This window comes from Duganella aquatilis (assembly GCF_009674565.1).
GTDB lineage: Bacteria > Pseudomonadota > Gammaproteobacteria > Burkholderiales > Burkholderiaceae_D > Rugamonas > Rugamonas aquatilis.
The window spans coordinates 161855-182258 of the sequence record NZ_WKJL01000012.1 but is presented as its reverse complement, the minus strand read 5'-3'; the positions used below and the strand labels follow the sequence as shown (position 1 = coordinate 182258).

General features: G+C 62.4%; 21 protein-coding genes. 9 read left to right on the top strand and 12 right to left on the bottom strand.

The genetic code is table 11. The annotated features are described in order from the left end of the window. Positions 1–97 precede the first annotated feature (97 nt). From GJ698_RS17380 to GJ698_RS30990, 6 genes are all read right to left on the bottom strand, one after another. Positions 98–301, bottom strand: a complete 204-nt coding sequence (locus GJ698_RS17380; RefSeq protein WP_154359115.1) for a hypothetical protein — start codon at positions 299–301, stop codon at positions 98–100. A 127-nt stretch (positions 302–428) separates the two neighbouring features. After that, positions 429–650, bottom strand: coding sequence for a PEP-CTERM sorting domain-containing protein (locus tag GJ698_RS31170; RefSeq protein ID WP_267874810.1), 222 nt, complete (start codon positions 648–650; stop codon positions 429–431). Continuing rightward, positions 647–916 (bottom strand): hypothetical protein, encoded by a 270-nt coding sequence (locus GJ698_RS17370; RefSeq protein WP_154359114.1) that lies wholly within the window; start codon positions 914–916, stop codon positions 647–649. Before GJ698_RS17370 ends, GJ698_RS31170 begins: the two co-directional genes overlap by 4 nt. Positions 917–1062: 146 nt before the next feature. After that, on the bottom strand, positions 1063–1542 hold the full coding sequence (locus tag GJ698_RS30675; protein WP_208023840.1) for an FxDxF family PEP-CTERM protein: 480 nt from the start codon (positions 1540–1542) through the stop codon (positions 1063–1065). Positions 1543–1706: 164 nt separating this feature from the next. Next, positions 1707–2372 carry a PEP-CTERM sorting domain-containing protein gene (locus GJ698_RS17360; RefSeq protein WP_154359113.1) on the bottom strand — a complete coding sequence of 222 codons (666 nt, stop codon included), beginning with the start codon at positions 2370–2372 and terminating at the stop codon, positions 1707–1709. 51 nt (positions 2373–2423) lie between these two features. Then, positions 2424–3035, bottom strand: a complete 612-nt coding sequence (locus GJ698_RS30990; protein ID WP_229260035.1) for a PEP-CTERM sorting domain-containing protein — start codon at positions 3033–3035, stop codon at positions 2424–2426. Between the two features lie 130 nt (positions 3036–3165). Between GJ698_RS30990 and GJ698_RS31165 the strand changes: the two genes are divergently transcribed. Both GJ698_RS31165 and GJ698_RS17345 read left to right on the top strand, forming a co-directional pair. Next, positions 3166–3618, top strand: a complete 453-nt coding sequence (locus tag GJ698_RS31165; RefSeq protein WP_229260034.1) for an Arc family DNA-binding protein — start codon at positions 3166–3168, stop codon at positions 3616–3618. An 82-nt stretch (positions 3619–3700) separates the two neighbouring features. Continuing rightward, on the top strand, positions 3701–3910 hold the full coding sequence (locus tag GJ698_RS17345; RefSeq protein WP_154359112.1) for a hypothetical protein: 210 nt from the start codon (positions 3701–3703) through the stop codon (positions 3908–3910). A 13-nt stretch (positions 3911–3923) separates the two neighbouring features. Here the strand turns inward: GJ698_RS17345 and GJ698_RS17340 are convergent, their stop codons facing one another. Genes GJ698_RS17340 through GJ698_RS17330 form a run of 3 tightly spaced genes read right to left on the bottom strand, consistent with a single transcriptional unit; the run spans position 3924 to position 6241 of the window. Continuing rightward, the gene (locus GJ698_RS17340; RefSeq protein WP_154359111.1) at positions 3924–4184 is read right to left on the bottom strand and encodes a hypothetical protein; all 261 of its coding nucleotides are present in this window, start codon (positions 4182–4184) and stop codon (positions 3924–3926) included. Then, positions 4175–4753 (bottom strand): TadE/TadG family type IV pilus assembly protein, encoded by a 579-nt coding sequence (locus GJ698_RS17335; protein WP_154359110.1) that lies wholly within the window; start codon positions 4751–4753, stop codon positions 4175–4177. The genes GJ698_RS17340 and GJ698_RS17335 overlap by 10 nt, the downstream gene beginning before the upstream one ends. A gap of 15 nt (positions 4754–4768) precedes the next feature. After that, entirely contained in the window at positions 4769–6241 is a 1473-nt protein-coding gene (locus tag GJ698_RS17330; protein ID WP_154359109.1) for a pilus assembly protein TadG-related protein, read from the bottom strand. A gap of 265 nt (positions 6242–6506) precedes the next feature. On the opposite strand from GJ698_RS17330, the gene GJ698_RS17325 reads away from it, so the two are divergent. The 7 genes from GJ698_RS17325 to GJ698_RS17295 all read left to right on the top strand — a co-directional run bounded on the left by GJ698_RS17325 (position 6507) and on the right by GJ698_RS17295 (position 17173). After that, complete coding sequence (locus GJ698_RS17325) at positions 6507–7766, top strand: ABC transporter substrate-binding protein (protein WP_154359108.1); 1260 nt, start codon at positions 6507–6509, stop codon at positions 7764–7766. An 80-nt stretch (positions 7767–7846) separates the two neighbouring features. Next, positions 7847–8866: a LacI family DNA-binding transcriptional regulator gene (locus GJ698_RS17320; protein WP_371865358.1), complete on the top strand. Its 1020-nt coding sequence runs from the start codon at positions 7847–7849 to the stop codon at positions 8864–8866. Between the two features lie 74 nt (positions 8867–8940). Continuing rightward, the gene (locus tag GJ698_RS17315) at positions 8941–10230 is read left to right on the top strand and encodes a glycoside hydrolase family 5 protein (protein ID WP_154359107.1); all 1290 of its coding nucleotides are present in this window, start codon (positions 8941–8943) and stop codon (positions 10228–10230) included. Positions 10231–10237: 7 nt separating this feature from the next. Continuing rightward, complete coding sequence (locus tag GJ698_RS17310; protein WP_229260033.1) at positions 10238–11578, top strand: GH1 family beta-glucosidase; 1341 nt, start codon at positions 10238–10240, stop codon at positions 11576–11578. Positions 11579–11599: 21 nt separating this feature from the next. Next, positions 11600–14125: a glycoside hydrolase family 3 protein gene (locus tag GJ698_RS17305; protein WP_154359105.1), complete on the top strand. Its 2526-nt coding sequence runs from the start codon at positions 11600–11602 to the stop codon at positions 14123–14125. 20 nt (positions 14126–14145) lie between these two features. Beyond that, positions 14146–15441 carry a sugar MFS transporter gene (locus GJ698_RS17300; RefSeq protein ID WP_154359104.1) on the top strand — a complete coding sequence of 432 codons (1296 nt, stop codon included), beginning with the start codon at positions 14146–14148 and terminating at the stop codon, positions 15439–15441. A gap of 163 nt (positions 15442–15604) precedes the next feature. After that, the gene (locus GJ698_RS17295; RefSeq protein ID WP_154359103.1) at positions 15605–17173 is read left to right on the top strand and encodes an oleate hydratase; all 1569 of its coding nucleotides are present in this window, start codon (positions 15605–15607) and stop codon (positions 17171–17173) included. A 9-nt stretch (positions 17174–17182) separates the two neighbouring features. Here the strand turns inward: GJ698_RS17295 and GJ698_RS17290 are convergent, their stop codons facing one another. The 3 genes from GJ698_RS17290 to GJ698_RS17280 all read right to left on the bottom strand — a co-directional run bounded on the left by GJ698_RS17290 (position 17183) and on the right by GJ698_RS17280 (position 20317). Then, complete coding sequence (locus GJ698_RS17290) at positions 17183–17455, bottom strand: hypothetical protein (RefSeq protein ID WP_154359102.1); 273 nt, start codon at positions 17453–17455, stop codon at positions 17183–17185. Positions 17456–17570: 115 nt separating this feature from the next. Next, entirely contained in the window at positions 17571–18038 is a 468-nt protein-coding gene (locus GJ698_RS17285; RefSeq protein WP_154359101.1) for a cyanophycin metabolism-associated DUF1854 family protein, read from the bottom strand. A 5-nt stretch (positions 18039–18043) separates the two neighbouring features. Further along, the gene (locus tag GJ698_RS17280) at positions 18044–20317 is read right to left on the bottom strand and encodes a cyanophycin metabolism-associated ABC transporter (RefSeq protein WP_154359100.1); all 2274 of its coding nucleotides are present in this window, start codon (positions 20315–20317) and stop codon (positions 18044–18046) included. Positions 20318–20404: the final 87 nt, after the last annotated feature.

Sequence of the window (20404 nt, the reverse complement as noted above, 5' to 3'; positions counted from 1 at the left end):
CACAGGTGCAAACCCAGCCAGCTCGACGCCTCATTCCAGAGCCGCATCCAGCAAGCCGTTCCGCTCATATGGAGCGGCTTGTTCTTGCGCGGGCGGACTACTGCCGCCGACTTTTTCTGCGCTCGCGATGGCGACGACGCAGCAGCGGGTTGTTCAGCGCACGCACTGCGACGTCATGTGATATGCCCTTGACACCCAGGTAGTGAATTGCAGACGCCGTGCCTTCCTTACCCATCAGCCAGATGGCGTTATCGACGGCAAGCGCCTCGCTGGGCCGGGTTCTTCGGTCATCAGCAGCCATGGCGATACCTTTTCAGCTTGTATGCCTTGATTGTATGGCTTGCTTGTTTGCACGTCTGTTAGATGCCAAACAGCGAGCGGCGGCCGGTGCGGGCTGCTAACGGCGCCATATGGGCGCCGGCGGTGGATCAAACGGTCGTGCGTTTCCGGCCTGCCGCGAAGCCGACCAGGCCTATGCCGGCCAGCAACATGGCGTAGGTTTCTGGTTCGGGAACAGGGGCAGGGACATCGAAGGAGCTGACTGTCAGGGAGGTAACAGTTCCTAGCGCGGAAAAATAAGCGTGTTGACTACCGCTTACGCTGAAAACGGCATTACTCCCGTAAATCGAGTTGATTGAACCCAGCGTCAAGGCTTGACCAAAGCTGGCGTGCGGGATGAAGGGCTCTGCACGTCGTCGGTGAGGCCGTAGCCCCGCGACAATTGGTTGAATATGAGTTGATAGCCATTGCTGTCGGTGGAAACCGCCGTAAATGTCAAGGTATGGCCATTGACGGTAACCGTGTCGGTAAATGCAGGGCCGGTGCCTGACAAGATAGAAAGTCCTGGAGACGTGGTGGACCACAGTGCAGGATCAACACTTGCGGTGATGGATTGCGCAAACGTCAGGCCGGTCAAGTTCTGGCCAGCCGAGCCAAAGACGCCAGTGCATCAAATATTTTCATGGTTTCATGCGAAGCGAAACGTGACCGGCAGAAATAAATAAAGCCCGCGAACCGAGGGAACGCGAGCTTGTTTCATCCAACTATGGATAGATGCAGGGATCAGGCTTGATTTTTGCGACGACGAGCGGCATAACCCAGCAGGCCCAGGCCGCCGAGCAGCATGCCGTAGGTTGCTGGTTCAGGAACTGCGGTGACCACGATCTGGCCGTTGTACGATGCGCCGATTGGATTTCCGGTCACCGCACCCCACAATTTCAGCGTGAATGGCGACTGGTCGGTGACGGCGAAAGTGCCGAGACTTGCGCTAGGCGTATGGAAAAGCAGGATCGGCGTATCGTCGTTCAGGCTGGCCTTGGTGAGGTCGACGTTGACGCTGCTGTACGACAGAAACACAGAGTACGTGCCTGCGGCGAGGCCAGTAAACGTGAGCGTGTCCGAGTGATCGGCGCTGGAAAGCAGCGGGCCCAGTCCGTTAAAATTCAATGCAACGCCAGGCGTGACGTTGAAGGTTTGGTTAGCGGCGGTAGCGCTAAACGCGGTTGCTGCCAAAAGCGCAGCGATGGTGCACTTAAGTTTCATATACTTGCCCCTTGATGTGTATTTTATTAACTAATATATTTGCCGGATGGCATAAAAATAATAGCAAAAAAACATTTTTATACCCGTTGAAAGTCAATCGTGCGCGGCGTTGTTACAAAAGATTTTTAAAAACTACACACTTGGAAGCTTTGGAGTGCCGGCGATCATGTCGATCGCTTACGGCGCGCGATGGCGGCCACCAGGCCTAGGCCCGCTACGAGCATGAGATAGGTCTCGGGTTCCGGCACCACGCGGACGAGGAAGGCTTCGGCGCCCGCATTCTGCGTCTCGAATGTTCCGATTGGGGAGGGGGCGTTCCAGATAGATCCCATCTGCAGGTCCATCAGGTCGCAATGATCGAGCGCGGTATTAAACCATGGTGAGGCGCAAATCCCGGTAAAGGGCGTGGTGGTGAAGGCGGCAACAACTGTTGCCGTATCGGCGAAACTGGACAGCCATTGCGCGGCGGTCGGGATGGTGAAGTTATCGCGCTGCATCGAAGTGCCGCAACTGGGCTCTACCGGGGCGCACGGGCCCGACCACACCCATTGCAAATCGCCAACGGTGACAATGACTTTCGGATCGATCGGGCTGTTGAGCTCGGACAAGGCGTGCGCGGGCGCGTGCAGCATGAGAATAGCCGCCAGCGCTACAAGAACCTGGATGAAGTTTTTCATATTTCCCTCGGATAGCTTGGGTTTGAGAACGCTGATGGGCGGCTTGGCGGCCGTCGTCAAAGCGTAGCATTCCAGGGTTGCCGCACCGTTGAAATGTCGATCTCCCACAACAAGGTTGAAAGCTGTGAGAGCGACGCTGGTGGGAAGAGCCATTCGTACGCGCGAAAAAAAAGCCCCGAAGGGCTGTGTTGCGTGCGGCGTTACTTACGCTCGTGTGCGACGTCGGACGAAGGCGCCGACCAGGCCCAGGCCGGCTAGCAGCAGGGCGTAGGTTTCGGGTTCTGGTACAGGGGGAGGGAGCCCCGGGGTCTCATTAACCACGACATCGTCGAAGAGCAGATTGCCGATGTTGTTTCCATAGAATGTCACCTTATCGACACCGACGAAGTCGAAGATCTTTTGCTGATAGGCGCCACTGATGACGACGGTTGATGAGTAAATCTCAACCCCATCCTTATACCCCTTCACGTCAAGCGATCCGGTAGCCCATGGTGTGCGTAGCCAAAGGCTATTCAATGTGAATGAAGCAGCTTCCATGACAAACTCGCCCGACCCACCGGTCCACGCGTAGTTGGTCCCTGAGTGGGATTGATCCGGTGTCCCACCAAAGTAAAGGGCGTAATTCGGGCTGACCACGACACTATACTCGTCATATAGCCCTGTCCAGGTGAAGCCGTAGGCGGATGCAAGATAGCCGAACACCCCATTTCCTTCGGGGGTAGGGAAACCTTCAAAATCAATCGTTGTCGCATGAACTGTGGATGCAGCGGATGACAGAGCGAGGACTACCGCAGTGCTAAGTGATTTGATAGACATGATTTCTTACTCTCGTGGTGGATAACATCAAGTGTTATTTAGATGACATCCAATGTGATTGTAGTTTGCCATGACAAAAATGGCATCATCCATTTTGATGATTTCTTAAAGCAATAAAACAGAACGCCATGTGGACGATTACGCCAGCGGCACCTTTGATTTCTGTGTGAAGTTCCGCACGGAATTTTTTCTTATTTCAACTAATCTGTCACTAATTTCATATTTTCAGTCACTAGCTAGTAAATCGTGTTGGTGCCAAGATATCGCCATGGGAGATATTCACCGAAGTCAATATCGAATGCCGTTTTCGCTCTTTGAAAAGCTGAAGGCGGAGGCGGACAGGGCCGGCCGCAGCGTCAACGCCGAGTTGGTCGGACGTTTGGAACGCACGCTGCTGGGCAGCTCGAACGAGATCGACATTCGTCATATTTTTGAGGCGCTTGAACGATTGTCCGCGCGCAATCCGGACATGCGCTACACGTTCAGCTTTAATCTTGGCGGCGAGCTGGAAGGCAGTTCACCGCACATTCAAAACGGCAAGTGGACACTGCCGGCAAACGCACCCGCCACGCCGCTGGATTAAGCCTTGCGCCCGCCGCCGGCGATTTTTGATTCTGCCGGCTGTTGGGCTATCATGCCGTATCAAACAACAACCAAGGATTGATATGGCGGACTGGGATTGGAACAGCACGTCGGCGAGGGAATCGCTGGTGCTGCCGCGCGTGGACGCGCTGGCCATCTACGCAAACAGCAACGGCGAAATCGTGCTGCGGCAACAGGGGATGGATGGGCACGACGACAGCATCGTCATCATTCCGAAGGCGCAGGCGCAGGTGGTGATCAACGCCATTGCGGACATGCTGGCCGATAAATAAGGTCCCTGGTGCGCTAGCTGGCAAGGAACAGCTTCAGCAAAGATGGCAGCACCTGGGCGAGGAAGATCGCACTCACTACCCAGATGATGATGGACGATTTGGCTTCGGCGATGAGCGTCTTCAATTCGGCGATATCGGCCTTGGTGGCATAGTTGGACTTGATCACCGCCCCATCGATTTTGAGAGTGGCCAGTTCGGACTCAATCTTTTGTATACGCGCTTCCATCGCCTGATCATAGGCCGGGCGATCTTCATCGTCAAATTTCATGGACATAAAGTGCTCCCCGGCTGGAAGCCGAGCGATTCGGCTTTGGCGATGGTGGTCGCCGGCGGCAGCGGGAAGTTGATGGCGGTCAGGGGCAGTAATGGCTGGTAAAGGACGGCTTTGCAGTCGGCCGCGTCGGGCGCGCAGATGCGCACCCGCACGAAACGGATGCAGCTGTCGCCGTTCGGATTGGCGACGCACTGGATGCGCGCGCGCGCCGGACAGGCCGGCAGGCTGGCCGCCGGCATCGGCGTCATGGTCATGACGCCGCCGGCAGTGCGCGGCAGCGACAGGTAGTCGATGCGCACATGGGCGTCGGTGACCGGCGCGCCCAGCAGCAGCATGCCCGGTCCGTCGCGCAGCACGGCCGCCTGCCGCACCTGGTTCATCACCGCCGGATCGCTGAAGTCGCTGACGGCCGCCATGGCCGCCGCGCGGCGCGTCGTTTCCTGCAGCGTGTTCAGCAGGTACAGCGCGCGCGCCAGTTCGATAATGAAGAACACCACGGTAAAGAAGACCACCGCGCACAAGGCGAATTCGGCGGCGGTGGCGCCGCGCTGACGCTCAGTCGTCCGCATGGCTGCACACCGGCGTCATCGCTGCAACTCCACCGTGCCGCTCAACGCCGCCGCCGGGGCGACGCCGCCGAATTCCGCGTTGAGGCTGGCGGCAGTGGCCGGCACGGTCATGAAGAAGCGCCCCACGCCGCGCACGCTGGCGCTGGTGATGGCGCCGGCGGCCACCGGACAGTCCAGCAGCGCCACGTTGAGCACGCGCCGTTTGGCCACCCCCGGCTGGTGCTCGGGTGTGGTGGGGGCGCGGAAGGTGCTGCTGCTGGAGAGGGCGTAAGGCGCGAGCGTCAGCGAGGTCGACGGATAGCCGGTGGCCGCCGGCGGCCCCGGCGCGTACAGCTTGGACCATGCGGTGGTCTGGAAGCCGCCATAGCCGCCGGCCGGCTCGGCCGGCTGGGCCGTGTAGGTCGCGTAGGGGACGGCGCGGGCGTATGCCCACAGCGTTCCGTACAGCGGCGCGGTGTTGCTGGCGTCGCCCGGCAGCGGGTCGGCGCGCGTCCACAGCTTGCCGCCGCTCTGCCAGCTGTCGGCAGCCTGGGTGGCGGGGCCGGGCACCATCCACGCGATGGTGGATTTATCGAAGGGCATGATGTTGCTGTCCGGCGGCGCGCCTTCCGCCGTGCAGGCATGGCCGGCGTAGTCGTCGAAGCGCGAGTTCAGGTGGGCTGCGTAGGCGCCCAGCGGGAAGCCGCGTTGCAGCGTCAGCTGTCCGCCCATCACGGTCGGCATCGGCAACTGGCCGGCGCAGACGAAGGGGCCCACCACGTCGCTGGCGAAGTGGGCCGCCGTGCCGGCCACGCCGGGCGGCGCCAGCGGATCGATGACGAAGTTTTCCGGCGTGGCGCCGTTCGGATTGAGGTTCATCAGGTCGTAGGAGACGCCGCGCCGGAAGCCGAATTCCACCAGTTCATCGTACATGCCGCTGCCGGCGACGTTGGCGCGCGCCGCTGCTGGCGCCGGCGACTGGGCGCAGATCGCCAGCGGCGTCACCAGCGTCGACACGCGGCCGGCCACCGCGCGCGCCGCCGTGCTGACGCTGAGCGGCCCGTTGGGCGTCAGCAGCATGAACATGGTGGCGACCACGCCGGCATCGCCCGGCAGCGCGCGCGTGTCCACCTTGGCGTACAGCATGCTGACCGGCGCCGCCTGCGCGCCGGCCGCGTCGGTCCAGCCTTCGTCCGGCGTGTTGGCGGCGGCGGCGAAGCGCAGCGCGTCGCTGCTCCAGGCCACGGCCTGCTGGTTGTACTGATAGCGGAAGCCGAGCGCGGCGTTGGCGGCGGCGGTCGCGGCGCTGGTGATGCCGGCGCTGGTGCCGTTCAGCTCGCGTGCGGCGGCCAGGGCGGTGGCTTCGGCCAGTCCCTGCAACTCGGCCTTGCGGTTGTAGACCATGGCCAGGTCCAGCGCCAGCCCGACGATGGCCAGGATGCCCAGCACCATGGCGCAGCACAGGACGGCGATCACGCCCCGCTGGCGGGGCCGGCTGCTGCGGCGCATGGGTTTCTCCCGAGAATGGTGGCGCTTTGATTTTATCCATCAGGAAATGTTCCCGATTGATGCGGCACAAGCCGCCGACTTTCCGTTGACACTGAAAATCATTGGATGCTATATTCAAAGCAGAATTGGGAACGTTTCCAATTTCGTTTGGCGCTCACCATCGTCTCTTCGCCCCGCGAAGTTGCCGGCGCCCTGGACGGCGCCGGCTTTTTTGCCGGTGGAAGCGGTAGTATCTCGGTATGACAAAAAAATAGACGGAGACTGGATGTACAAGCAAAGTACGGGCGCGACGCGCATCGCATGGGCCTTGCTGGCCGTGCTGGCCTTCGCTGCCGGCAAATCCGACGCTGCCGCGGCTGCCGCGCCGAAAGCGGAAGTGATGCACTGGTGGACTTCCAGCAGCGAGTCGGCGGCCGTGCGCAAGTTCGCCGACGCCTACCGCGCCGCCGGCGGCGTCTGGGGCGACACCGCGATTGCCGGCGCCGACCAGGCCAAGGCGGTGGCGATCAACCGCATCGTCGGCGGCAATCCGCCCACCGCCGCCCAGTTCAACACCACCAAACAGTTCCGCGACCTGATCGACCAGGGTTCGCTCAACAACGTCGACGACATCGCCGCGCGCGACCGCTGGGACCAGCTGATGCCGCAGCCGGTGCTGGACGTCATCAAGGTCAAGGGCCATTTCTACGCGGTGCCGGTGGACATTCACATGTCGACCTGGATCTGGTATTCCAAGGCCGCCTTCAAGAAGGCCGGCATCGCCAAGGAACCGGCCACGCCGGATGAGCTGTTCGCCGCGCTCGACAAGCTGAAGGCCGCCGGTCTGGTCGGCCTGGCGCACGGCGGCCAGCCGTGGCAGGAAAACATCCTGTTCCAGGCCATGCTGGCCAACGTTGGCGGCAAGGAGCTGTACCTGCAAGTGCTGCGCGACCGCTCGCCGAAAGCGATCAATTCCGAGGCGTTCAAGAAAGTGCTGCTGGCCTTCAAGCGCCTGCAGGGCTATGTGGACGCCGGCTCGCCCAACCGCAACTGGAACGACGCCACCGCCATGCTCATCAGCGGCAAGGCCGGCGTGCAGATCATGGGCGACTGGGCCAAGGGCGAATTCGCCGCCGCGCGCCAGACCGCCGGCAAGGACTTCGGCTGCATTCCCGGCCTCGGCGCCAACGTGCCGTACCTGATCCAGGGCGACGCCTTCGTGTTCCCGAAAACCAGCAACCCGGACGCGGTGCGCGCGCAAAAACTGCTGGCCACCACCATGCTGACGCCGGGCGCGCAGCTGGAGTTCAACAAGATCAAGGGTTCGCTGCCCATACTCAGCAATGTCGACACGTCGAGCATGGACGTGTGCGCGCAGGCTGGCATGGCGATCCTGAAAGACAAGTCGCGCGCGGTCGGCATGATCGAAGTGTTTCTGACTCCGGACCAGAACGGTGCGCTGCAGGATGTGCTGACCACCTACTGGAATACCCGCATGCCGGTGGAGCGCGCGCAGAAGGGCATCGCCTCGGCGTTGCAGGATTGATCATAGGCATAGCCTGCTTGTCATGTATGAGGGTGTGGGTTATCCTTGCCGCCGCATAGACTGAACGGATAAGGGAACTTGTGGCAACCATCAAAGACGTAGCCCGGCTGGCGGGTGTGGGACTGGGCACCGCTTCGCGCGTTATCAGCGGCAAGGGCTCGGTGTCGCAGTCGACGCAGGACAAGGTGCGCAAGGCGATCGAGGAGCTGGAATTCCGGCCGTCGCACGCGGCGCGCTCGCTGCTGTCGGGCTCGTCGCAGATGATCGGCGTGTACATCCCTTACCTGGCCGGCACGTTCTACACGCCGATCCTGCAAGCGATTTACACGGCTTTACGCGAGGCGGGGCTGAACATGGTGGTGGCCTTCGGCGTCGGCGACGGCGATGCGCGCAACCAGGCGATCGACGGCTTGAACTTTCTGATCGAGCGCGGCAGCGACGGCCTGATCGTCATGAGCACGGCGATGGAGGCGGAGGACTTTGCGGCGCTGGGGCCGTTCCAGTCGCGGGTAGTGGCGATCAACCAGGACTTGCCGGGCATGGAGAGCCAGTGCTTCACGGTGGACCACGAGGCCGGCGGACGGCTGGCGGCGCGCACCTTGCTGGAACTGGGCCACCGCAAGATCGCCGTGATCGCCGGCCGCGCGGCGGCGCCCGACAACCAGCAGCGGATCGCCGGATTCATGGCGGAGCTGGATGCGGTGGGTGTCGACAGCAGCAAGGTGTGGATGGCGGACGGCGAGTTCACCCCGGAAGGCGGCTTTGCCCGCGCCGAGGAATTGCTGGCGTCGGGCACGGAGTTTACGGCGGTGTTTTGCGCCAATGATGAAATGGCGGTAGGCGCCTTGTCCCTGTTCCAGAAGCGGGGCGTGCGCGTGCCGGAGCAGGTGTCGGTGCTCAGCTACGATGATACGCACAGCGCGGAATTCACCGCGCCGCAGCTGACCAGCGTGCACATTCCGTGGAGCGAGATGACCATGAACGGTCTGAACTTTCTGCTGAACCGCTGCTATGAATTGAAGCGTCCCGTGACGCGCGAATACCAGCTGCATGTCGCCGAGCGGGCTTCGCTGGCGGCGGTGACCGGTAAAACGAAGTAAAAACAAGGAGCAGGCGCTGGTCGCATGCTCTTTTTTTGCAGTATATTGGAAACGATTCCATCAACGGAGGCAGCATGCCTGTAAAACGATTGCTCAGCATCGCCGCGACAGCGGCGCTCCTGCTCGCCGGCGCGGCCCATGCGCAGACGGCGGCCTTGCCCATGCTGCACACGGAAGGCGCCAAATGGCTGACCGCCGACGGCAAGCAGCCGGCGCTGCGCGGCGTCAATCTGGGCAATTACCTGATCCAGGAATTCTGGATGATGGGGCAGGAGACCAAGGCCGTCGACGACCAGTGCAAGCTGGAGGCGGTGCTGGACCAGCGCTTCGGCTACGAGGAGCGCCAGCGCCTGTACACGCTGTACCGCGACAACTGGATCAAGGAGCGCGACTGGGACATGCTGCCCAAGCTGAATCTGAACCTGGTGCGCCTGCCGTTCATCTACAGCGTGGTGGAGGACGAGAAGAATCCGCGCCACCTGCGCGCCGACGCCTGGAAGTACCTGGACAACGCCGTCGACCAGGCCGAGAAGCGCGGCGTGTATGTGGTCTTCGATCTGCACGGCGCCGTCGGCAGCCAGGGCTGGGAACACCATAGCGGCTGCGCCGGCCGCAACAAATACTGGGACACGCCGGAATACCAGGAGCGCACCATCTGGCTGTGGCAGCAGATCGCCGCGCGCTACAAGGACCGCGGCGCGGTGGCCGGCTACAGCATCCTCAACGAACCATGGGGCACCACGCCGGAGAACCTGGCGCTGGTCATGGCCACGCTGTACAAGGCGATCCGCGAGGTGGACCCGAACCACGTCATCATCCTGCCCGGCCACAGCAAGGGCATCGACGCCTACGGCAAACCGTCCGAGCACGGCATGAGCAACGTCGCCTTCGAGATGCATCCGTATCCGGGCCACTTCGGCTGGGGCAAGCCGGGACTGGCCGTACACAAGGACTGGCTGCAATGCACGGGCAAAGGTGACAACGTTTGCAAATGGAAGACCAAGCTCGATGCGCTCGATACCGCCTTCTTCGTCGGCGAGTTCCAGCCGTGGGCCTTCATGGGCGCCGAGAACGGCGGCCAGGTCACCCGCGTCACCTACGACACCTATGTCGCCAACGGCTGGGCCAGCACCGCCTGGGCCTACAAGCTGGTGACCAACAAGGGCGGTCAGGGCAAGGGCACCTGGGGTCTGGTCACCAACGCGCCCGGCGCCAGGATTCCCAAACTCGATTTCAACCAGGCCTCGCTTGCCGAGATTGAAAACCTTTTCCGCCTGTTTGGCAGCGTGCCGTATCAACCGCAGCAAACCGCCATCAAGTGGATGAACGCTCCTGTTCCACCTACTCCTTTCGCTAAAAAATAATATGACCATGATTAAGCGTACCGACTTCGCCAGCGACTTCCTGTGGGGCGTCTCCACCTCGGCTTACCAGATTGAAGGCGCGGCCGATGCCGATGGCCGCGTGCCATCGATCTGGGACACCTTCAGCGCCACGCCGGGCAAGATCCGCGACGGCTCCACCGGCGCCGTGGCCTGCGACCATTACCACCGCTGGGAAGAGGATCTGGACCTGGCCCAGTCCATGGGCCTCAACTCCTACCGCTTCTCGATCGCGTGGACGCGCATCTTCAACGGCGTGGACGCGGCGCCGAATCCGAAAGGCCTTGAGTTCTACTCGAAACTGGTGGACGGCATGCTGGCGCGCGGCCTGCAACCATGGTGCACGCTGTACCACTGGGACTTGCCGCAGTACCTGGAAGACCAGGGCGGCTGGAACAACCGCGCCACCATCGACGCTTACCTGCAATATGTGGACGTCATCACCAGACTGCTGGGTAGCCGCGTCAAGCACTGGATCACGCACAACGAGCCATGGTGCACGGCCATGCACGGCAACTGGGACGGCATGCACGCACCGGGCAACAAGAGCCTGCCGCTGGCGCTGCAGATCTGCCACAACGTACTGGTGTCGCACGGCCGCGCCGTGCCGCTGATCCGCGCCAATGTGCCGGGCGCGCAGATCGGCATCGCATTGAGCCTGCATCCGATCAAGGCCGGCAGCGACAGCGCGGCCGACCAGGCGGCGGTGTCGCGCCACGACGCGCTGCGCAACCGCTGGTTCCTGGACGTGCTGTATGGCCGCGGCTATCCGGCGGAAGCGCTGGCGCTGGTCGGCAAGGATGCGCCGGTGGTGGAACAGGGCGACATGGAAGCCATCGCCGCGCCGTGCGATTTCCTGGGCGTGAACTACTACTTCCCGGAAGTGGTGGTCGACGCGCCGGACGAGTATCCGCTGCGTACCCGCATCATCCATCCGCAGGACCGCCAGCGCACCGACTTCGGTTGGGAAGTGTCGCCGGAAGGCCTGGTCACGCTGCTGGAACGCGTGGCGCGCGACTATCCGACCGGCGATCTGTACGTGACCGAAAACGGCTCGTCCTACGATGACCACATCGATGCCGACGGCACGGTGACCGACACCGCACGCCGCGACTACCTGATCCGCCACCTGGCCGCGATGCGCGACGCGATTGCCGCCGGCGGCAAGATCAAGGGCTACTTCGCCTGGAGCCTGCTGGATAACTTCGAATGGGCGGAAGGCTATCTGCGCCGTTTCGGCCTGACCTATATCGACTACCCGACGCAGCGCCGCATCGTCAAGCAAAGCGGCCAATGGTACAGCGCCTTCGTGCGCGGCCAGAACTCATAATCACAACGGAGACAATACGTAATGAAGACCACGACCAATCACATCCTGCGCCGTGCCGTGCTGGCCGCCACCTTGGCCTTGGGGGCCAACGTCATCGCCGCCCCGGCCGCCAAGCCGCTGGCCGACTGGCCGCGCATCACCAGCGCCGTCAAGCAGGACAAGGCGATGGAAGCGCGCATCAAGCAGATCGTGGCGGGCATGACGCTGGCGCAGAAGATCGGCCAGATGACGCAACCTGAAATCAAATTCAGCACGCCGGAAGACATCCGCAAATACTACATCGGCTCCGTGCTGAACGGCGGCGGCAGCTGGCCGGAAGGGAACAAGCACGCCAGCGCGGCCGACTGGGTCAAGCTGGCCGACGCCTACTACGACGCCTCGATGAGCACCGACATGAAGGTGCAGATTCCGGTCATCTGGGGCATCGACGCCATGCACGGCAACTCGAATATGTACGGCGCCACGCTGTTCCCGCATAACATCGGCCTCGGCGCCGCCAACGATCCGAAACTGGTCGGCGAGATGGCCAGGTCGGTCGCCAAGGCGGTGCGCGCCACCGGCATCGACTGGGTGTTTGCGCCGACGCTGGCCGTGGTGCGCGATGACCGCTGGGGACGGACCTACGAGAGCTTCTCGGAAGATCCTGCCATCGTCAAATCGTATGCCGGCGTGTACGTCAAGGGCTTGCAGGGCGATCTGAAATCCGACAACACCGTGGTGGCCACCGCCAAGCACTTCGTTGGCGACGGCGGCACGGCGGAAGGCAAGGACCGCGGCGTCAACCAGTCCACCATGTCGGAGATGATCAACATCCACGCGCAGGGCTATTACCCGGCGTTGCAGGCCGGCGTGCAGACCGTGATGGCTTCCTTCAACAGCTGGAACGATGTCAAGGGCGGCAACGACCACGGCAAGATGCATGGCAGCCGTGAACTGCTGACCGTGGCGCTGAAAGAGAAAATGGGCTTCGATGGCCTGGTGGTCAGCGACTGGAACGCGATCACCGAAGTGCCGGGCTGCGCGGAAGACAGCTGCGCCGCTTCGATCAACGCCGGCGTCGACATGGTGATGGTGCCGGAGAAGTGGAAGACCTTCATCGCCAACACCATCGCGCAGGTGGAGAAGGGCGAGATTCCGATGTCGCGCATCGACGATGCCGTGACCCGCATCCTGCGCGTGAAACTGCGTGCCGGGCTGTTCGACAACAAGAAGCCTTCGCAGAACATTTACGCCGGCAAGCAGGAAGTGCTGCAGGACCGCGCGCTGGCGCGCCAGGCGGTGGGCGAGTCGCTGGTGCTGCTGAAGAATAACGGCGGCGTGCTGCCGCTGGCGCGCGGCAAGAAGATCCTGGTGGTCGGCAAGAGCGCCGACAACATGGCCAACCAGTCGGGCGGCTGGTCGCTGACCTGGCAGGGCACCGACAACAAGAACAGCGATTATCCGTACAGCGACACTATCCTGGCCGGCATCAAGGACGCCGCCGGCGATGCCAACGTCACCTTCAGCGAGAACGCGGCCGACGTCGATGTCAGCAAGTTCGATGCGGTGATCGCAGTGATCGGAGAAACGCCGTATGCCGAAGGCGATGGCGACATCGGCCCGGCCGGCACGCTGCGCCTGTCGGGCCGCCATCCGGAAGACCTGGCGGTGTTGCAGGCGGTATCGGGCAAGGGCAAGCCGGTGGTGACGCTGCTGGTGACCGGCCGTCCGCTGTACACCAACGACATCATCAACCTGTCGGACAGCGTGGTGGCCGCGTGGCTGCCGGGCACCGAGGGCAAGGGCGTGTCCGATGTCCTGTTCCGCAAGGCCAACGGCAAGGTGAATGCGGACTTCCGCGGCAAGCTGTCGTTCTCGTGGCCGAAGTCGGTCTGCCAGTCGCCGCTGAACGTGGGCGACGCCAACTACGATCCGCTGTTCAAATACGGCTACGGCCTGAACTACCGCAGCAAGGCCACCGTGCCGGCGCTGGATACCAGCTATCCGGAAGGCGGCTGCGGCAAATCGCTGGCGGTGCCGGTGTACAATCCGACCGACCGTTCGACCTACGGCTTGTACGTTAACAGCGGCGGCCAGCGTGTGGCGCTGGGCGCGGATCTGAACGCCGTGTTCAACCTGCCGACCGTCAAAGTGGAAACCGCGCAGATCAACACCCAGCAGGACGCCAAGCGTCTGACCTGGAGCGGCCCGGCCAAGCTGGAAGCGCAGGCGAAGAAGGCGATCAAGCTGCCGGCCTATGCGAGTACTGACGGCGCGCTGCAATTTGATGCTATCGTGTCGGCTGCGCCGCAGGGCAAAGTCCTGATCGGCATCGAAACGGTGGAACTGGATGCGGCTTCTGTCTTCCAGCAACTGGCGGGCAAGGGCAAGCAGACGGTGAAGATTCCGCTGTCCTGTTTCGCCGCCAAGGGCTTGCCGCTGGCGGTATTCAGCACGCCGTTCAGCGTGGCCGCCGATGCGCCGTTTGCCGCGACGTTCGCCAACATCCAGATCGTTGGCGGCGCCGCCAAGGACAAGGATGCGCTGGCGTGCGGCGACTTCAAATAAAACGAGGAGAAAGTAAAAGTATGGAACACTATTCGCAAACTGCCCCGGCGGCATCCGGGCAGTCGCAGGCGGCGGGAAGTTATACCGGTCCGCTGGTCATCGTCACCATCCTGTTCTTCATGTGGGGTCTGCTGACGTCCCTGAACGACGTGCTGATTCCTCACCTGAAGGCGGTGTACACGCTGACCTATGTGCAGGCGATGCTGGTGCAGTTCTGCTTCTTCGGCGCGTACTTCATCGTGTCGCTGCCGGCGGGTATGCTGATCAGGAAAATCGGCTACCAGAACGGCGCCGTGGCCGGCCTGACGATTGCGGCTGCCGGCTGCGCGCTGTTCTATCCAGCGGCGACCAGCGGCTACACGCTGTTCCTGATCGCCTTCTTCGTGCTGGCGGGCGGCATCACCATCCTGCAGGTGGCGGCCAATCCTTACGTGGCGGTGCTGGGCGATGCGCGCACCGCGTCCAGCCGCCTGACGCTGACGCAGGCCTTCAACTCGCTGGGCACTACCGTGGCGCCGTTCCTGGGCGGGATGCTGATCCTGGCCGGCGGCGTGATGAGCGCGGCAGACCTGGCGCAACTTGGCCCGGACCAGCTGAAAGCCTACAACGCGGCGCAGGCATCGAGCGTGCAGGGGCCTTACCTGGCGCTGGCCGGCGCACTGCTGGTGCTGGCGATCCTGTTCGCGCTGGCGCGTCTGCCGAAGATTGTCGACGCGGAGCCGGAACCTGGCGCCGACGAAGGCGGTCTGCTGGATGTGCTCAAGCACCGTCACCTGGCGCTGGGCGCGGTGGCGATCTTCCTGTACGTGGGCGGTGAAGTCAGCATCGGCAGCTTCCTGATCAACTTCCTCGGCGAACCGCACGTGGCCGGCCTGTCGGCGGCGGATGCGGCGCACTACGTCGGCTACTACTGGTTCGGCGCGATGATCGGCCGCTTCGTTGGCTTCGTCGTGATGCAGAAGGTCAGCCCGGGCAAGGCGCTGGCGTTCAATGCGTCGGTGGTGATCCTGCTGGTGCTGACGGCGATCTTCAGCCATGGCGATGTGGCCAAGTGGTCGATCGTTGCGGTGGGCCTGTTCAACTCCATCATGTTCCCGACCATCTTCTCGATGGCGCTGAACAAACTGGGTCCGCTGACCGGCCAGGGTTCGGGCGTGCTGTGCATGGCGATCGTGGGCGGCGCACTGGTGCCGTTCGCGCAAGGCCTGCTGGCCGATACCATCAGCCTGCAATTGTCGTTCTTCGTGCCGGCCGCGTGCTATGTGTTCATCCTGTACTTTGGCGTGAAGTACGCCAATATGTACACGGTGAAGTAAGCGTCGCCTGCCTCAAAAAAAGCTCCGTTCGCGGAGCTTTTTTTGTTCTGTGGCGTTGCCTTTTAGGTAGGCGCTTCTAATCCCGGCTTTTTTGATTTAACGTACGGAACTGCGGTCCGCGACGGCCTAGACTCTTTGCATACATACCACTGCGAGGAGTCCCATGAATCATCCCATTAAAGCGTATCTGGTCGGCGGCGGCATTGGTTCGTTGGCGGCAGCGGCGTTCATGATCCGCGACGGCGGCGTGGCCGGCAGCGACATCACCATTTTCGAAGCGATGCCGCTGGCCGGCGGCAGTCTCGATGGCGGCGGCAATCCGGACAGCGGCTACACGTTGCGCGGCGGCCGCATGCTCACCACTGACAATTACGAGTGCACCTGGGATCTGTTCCAGAGCATTCCGTCGCTGGAGCATCCTGGCCGCACGGTGTACGACGAGACCATCGCCTTCAATGAGCTGCACAAGTCGCACTCGCGCGCGCGGCTGGTGGACCGCAACCGCTTCAAGGTCGATGTGACGTCGATGGGCTTCTCCATGCAGGATCGCATCGAGCTGGTGAAGCTGGAGGAGGCTGACGAGAAGGACCTCGACGACAGCGCCATCACCGACTGGCTGTCGCCGGAATTCTTCGAGACCAAATTCTGGTATATGTGGGCGACCACGTTTGCATTCCAGCCGTGGCATAGCGCGGTGGAATTCAAACGCTACCTGCGCCGCTTCATGATGGAGTTCTCGCGGATTGAAACCCTGGCCGGCGTCAAGCGCACTGTGTACAACCAGTACGATTCGCTGGTGCGTCCTTTGCAGCACTGGTTGCAGCAGCAGGGGGTAAAGGTGGTCTTCGATTGCAGGGTTGAGGATCTGGCGTTGAGCGAGGATGCCTCCACCGTCACCGCCATCCACTGCGTGCGCGAGGGTGTGGCGCAGGTGATCGCTGTCGGGCCGCAGGATCTGGTGTTCTTCCAGAATGGTTCGATGACCGATGCGTCCAGCTTTGGCAGCATGCACGGCGCGCCGCCCAAGCTGGACAAGCGTGACAGCCAGGGCTGGGCTTTGTGGGAGAAGCTGGCCAAGGGCCGGCCGCAGTTCGGCAATCCGGCGGCGTTCAACAGCAGTATTCCGGAGTCGTGGTGGGAGTCGTTCACCGTGACGCTGAAAGATCCTGCCTTCTTTGATCGCATGGAACGCTTCACCGGCAACGTGGCCGGCACCGGCGGGCTGGTGACGTTCAAGGACTCCAACTGGTTCATGTCGGTGGTGCTGGCGCATCAGCCGCACTTTGCCGGGCAGCCGGAGGGTGTGCAGGTGTTCTGGGGCTATGGCTTGCATCCGGACCGCATCGGCAATTTTGTCGCCAAGCCGATGGCCGAATGCACGGGCGAGGAGATCCTGCGCGAGTTGTGCGGGCATCTGAATTTCGACTACGAGGCAGTCATGTCGAACGCGAATTGCATCCCGTGCCGCATGCCCTACATCACCAGCATGTTCATGCCGCGCCAGCACAGCGACCGCCCGTTGCCGGTGCCGACAGGCTCGCGCAACCTGGCCATGGTCAGCCAGTTTGTCGAAGTGCCGGAGGATGTGGTGTTCACCGTCGAATACTCGGTGCGCGCGGCGCAGATGGCGGTTTACCAGCTGCTGAACGTCCAGCGCGAAGTACCGCCCGTCACCGCGCACGACGAATCGCTGAAAGTGAAGTTCGACGCGCTGCTGAAGGCCTTCAAATAATCACGATAGTCAGGCCAATACGCCCATGAGCTTTTGCATGGGCGTCAGTGGTATCAGCGCTTCCGGCTCGTCGATTTCCAGCATGACATCGTTGTATGCCACAGCTCGCAGTGGTTCGATTTCTTCTGCGTCGCTTTGCCTTGCTTCGTGCAACAAATGCTGGATGGTTTCGGCATCGAGATGATCAGCTTTAGCGATCAGCGCTGCGTATTTCCTTCCGTCGGCCTGAAAAGCTGCGATCCTCTCAGCTGGACGAATGGCAAAGTTCGCGATGCCAAACATCGCGAGAATGAGCGCACGATTCCATCATGCGGGAGCTTTTTGGGCTTGCTTTGCGGTGGATCAGGATGGGGAGGCGGCGCCATCGGCGGGTGGCCGATGGCGCGGCGAGGCGCGCTTACAGGAAGCGGTCGATGATTTTCTTGCTGTGCTTGTCCAGCGCGCGCAGGTCGCGGATCAGGTAGTGGATGCCGTGGATGTCGGAGATCAGCAGCGTGTCGATGGTCAGGCGGCGGATGTCTTCTTCGCCGCGCAGCACGAACTCGGTGTCGCCGCGATCGGTCGCCACGTTCCACGTGCATGGCGTGGCGTAGCTGGTCACGCTGTTGATGCGCGAGATCTCGGGCATGAATTCGCGCCCGCTCAATTCCTCGCTCACCAGCGCGCCGATGGCCGGCGGCAGGTCGGCGATTCGGTCGATCCACGCCACCTCCTTGCCGTCGCCGTTGAGCAGCGAGATGCCGTCCTCCGGCGCCTGCACCGGAAACGCGCGCACCGGCGAAACGCCTTCGTGCACCTCGCCCTCGGTGGTGGTCAGCACCAAACGGCCGAAGGGATTGCGGATCAGTTCAAATGTCGTCGTCATGGGTCTTATTCCTTGCTCGCGCTGTCGTCGAGGTCCGTGTCCACATTGCGGGCCTGCGCCTGGTACAGGCGGTAGTAGGCGCCTTCGCGCGCCATCAGTTCATCGTGCGGACCGTCTTCCACCACCACGCCGCGATCCAGCACCACCAGGCGGTCGGCCTTCTGCAAGGTCGACAGACGGTGGGCGATGGCGATGGTGGTGCGGCCCTGCACCAGGTTGTCCAGCGCGCGCTGAATTTCTTTTTCGGTTTCCGAGTCGACCGAGGCGGTGGCTTCGTCGAGGATCAGGATCTTCGGATCGATCAGCAGCGCGCGCGCAATCGAAATGCGCTGGCGCTCGCCGCCGGACAGGCCCTGGCCGCGCTCACCGACCATCGAGTCGTAACCCTGCGGCAGGCGCAGGATGAATTCGTGCGCGTGCGCGGCGCGCGCGGCGGCGATGATCTGCGCGCGCGTCGCGTCCGGTTTGCCGTAGGCCAGATTCTCGGCAATGGTGCCGAAGAACAGGAACGGTTCCTGCAGCACCAGGCCGATGTTGCGACGATAGTCCGACACCGCGAACGAGCGGATGTCGACGCCATCGAGCATGATCGCGCCTTCCGCCACATCGTAGAAGCGGCAGATCAGGTTGACCAGCGTCGATTTGCCGGAGCCCGAGTGACCCACCAGGCCCACCATCTGCCCGGCCTTGATCTCCAGGTCGATGCCGCGATTGACCGCGCGGTTCCCGTAGCGGAAGCCCACTTCGCGCAAGGTGATATTGCCTTCCACCTTTTCCAGCTTGACCGGGTTGGCCGGCTCCGGCACCGACGACACGTGGTCGAGAATGTCGAAGATACGCTTGGCGGCCGACGCCGATTTCTGCGTCACCGACACGATGCGGCTCATCGAATCCAGGCGGCCGTAGAAGCGGCTGGCGTACGCCACGAACGACGACAGCACACCCACCGTGATATTGCCCTTGGAGACCTGGTAGATGCCGAACACCCAGATCACCAGCAACCCCAGCTCCGTCAGGAACGACACGGTCGGCGAGAACAGCGACCACACTTTATTGAGCTTGTCGTTGACGGCCAGATTGTGCTTGTTGGCGGTGCGGAAGCGGTTGGCCTCGCGCGCTTCCTGCGCAAAGGCCTTCACCACGCGGATGCCGGGAATGGTATCGGCCAGCACGTTGGTCACTTCGCCCCACACGCGGTCGATCTTTTCGAAGCCGGTGCGCAGGCGGTCGCGCACCAGGTGGATCATCCAGGCGATGAACGGCAGCGGCGCCAGCGTGCAGATGGCCAGCCACGGATCGAGGTTGAACAGGATCACGCCGGTCATGATGATCATCAGGCAGTCGGACAGGAAGTCCAGCAGGTGCAGCGACAGGAACACGCAGATGCGGTCGCTCTCGGAACCGATGCGCGACATCAGGTCGCCGGTACGCTTGCCGCTGAAGTATTCCAGCGACAGCTGCAGCAAATGCTCATAGGTGGTGGTGCGCAGGTCGGCGCCGATGCGTTCCGATGCCAGCGCCAGCACATAGGTCTTGCCCCAGCCGAAAATCCAGGCCAGGATCGAGGCGCCCACCAGGCCGGCCATGTACAGCACCACCAGCATCGGATCGACCGCCTTGCCGTTCTGGTACGGGATCAGCACATTGTCCATCAGCGGGATGGTCAGGTAGGGCGGAATCAGGTGGGCGCCGGTGGACAGCAGCATGAAGGTGAAGCCGAGCGCCAGCTGCCATTTGTACGGCTTGGCGAAGCGCCACAGGCGGAACAGCGTCCAGGTCGACGGCGGCGTGTAGACCACCTTGGTGCAGACCGGGCATTCTTCCTGGTCCGGCTCCATCGGCGCCTTGCAGCTGGGGCAGACGTTTTTATCGTCGACCACCACCGGTTCGCCGCTGGCGTGGCTGTCGAGGTGGGCGTCGAACTGCTCGACCAGGCGGATCGCCGCCAGATTCTGGCCCAGCGTGAAGCGCCAGGCGCCCAGGCGGCCTTGCTTATTGATTAACTCCAGGTGGCCGACGCCGGCGTGGTCATGGTGTTTCAGTGTCAGATCGGGCGCGAACGGCCACGATTCCCAGCCTTCCGCGCCCGGCGCGCGCGCCAGCACCCGGCCGGTGGTGACCAGCACTACACCCTTGGAAAAACGAAGTTGCTGATCCAGGTCAACCTCCAAGGCACTTACAACGTTTTCCCCTTGGGAAAGTTGTGCCTGTATCTCAGAACGCCAGCGTTCAGGCAGATCACCCGTACTGGAGTGAGTGGAAAGTTGTTCGGTCGTCATCGTGCGGCGTACTCCGGAGGGGAAAAGGCTGATATTACGGATTATTTACGGTATTCTGTCAGTGATTAAACATTTGACAGAGAACAA